Origin of the sequence: Bifidobacterium sp. RTP21102st3_E2_RTP21102_210122 (genome assembly GCF_040916945.1) — a bacterium.
Taxonomy (GTDB): Bacteria; Actinomycetota; Actinomycetes; order Actinomycetales; family Bifidobacteriaceae; genus Bifidobacterium; species Bifidobacterium longum.
This window is the reverse complement of record NZ_JBCPAN010000034.1, coordinates 1-1,050: the sequence shown is the minus strand read 5'-3', so window position 1 is coordinate 1,050 and position 1,050 is coordinate 1. Positions and strand designations below refer to the sequence as shown.

General features: G+C 44.3%; 1 protein-coding gene. It reads right to left on the bottom strand.

The window, feature by feature from the left end:
* Positions 1-273: 273 nt before the first annotated feature.
* The coding region (locus AB5287_RS10050) for a DUF6020 family protein (protein ID WP_368221186.1) at positions 274-1,050 on the bottom strand (777 nt) is incomplete at its 5' end.

Sequence of the window (1,050 nt, the reverse complement as noted above, 5' to 3'; positions counted from 1 at the left end):
GGAACAGCGCGCTGATGCTCGTCTGCGCGCGCATCAGGTACGTCACCGCGAACGAATGGTCCAACCGGCGTTACCTCGACATGTCCCGGCTCGATGACAACCTGCAGGAAGCGAACCGGTCATCGCGCCATGGACGGGCATGATCCAAAGTGCGCAACCTTTCGGGCACTACCAAAGCTCCAGCCCGGATTCTCTGTTTTTTCTGCCTTCATCTGTTATTTGATTTCTGAACGGTTGTCATGTCGTTCTGCTCAACGCGATCAAATATAGGTCTTACTTTCTATTACCTTTTTCCAACCTATTAAAAGGCATACACACGGAAATAATCAAAAGTACTGGTGCCGAAAAAACTAGAGGAAGAGCATATCTTGCACTCTCATTCACGGGAGACAACAGGCATACGCAGAAAATCAGAACACAAGGAACCATTGCAATTAATAGCATATAATTACGCTTAAAGCAAGCCAAACATGCAGCAAGACATCCAATCCAAAAATATGTTCCTGGTTTTACAATCAGACTTACAACTGGAATTTTATACAGATTCTCAAATGACTGTAAGAATTCCTCACGCAAATTTTCTGCTTTTCCTAGATATGTCGGATACAATTCTCCGTTTGGAACACCCATATACTGTTTCCACCCACTAACTGTCTGAGGATTCATCCACTGGAAACTGTCATACACAGATCCCTGCCCAATGCTTGCCCTACATGGGTAGAAGAAACCAAACGTTCCAGAAAATGTCGCCGACAGATAGGTATCTGGATGCAGAACAAGATGACGACCCCACACCTTCAGAAATGCTCTCAACGAAAAATCTTTTCTGAAAAGAACTTTCACAGGATCAACGAGTTCGGGCGAATATTTAACGCCAAGATCACTCCATAGCGTATCATCTACAAGCATCTCGTTTAACTTTTTCTTTTCATCAGCCGTAAACGAAGATGGATTATCCCGAACCTCCCTCGAAATCTGCTGAACAGGAATCGTTAACATTTCAATACGAATCCCCTTCTGCGGATTAATCAATGCCGAGCTCATCAATGA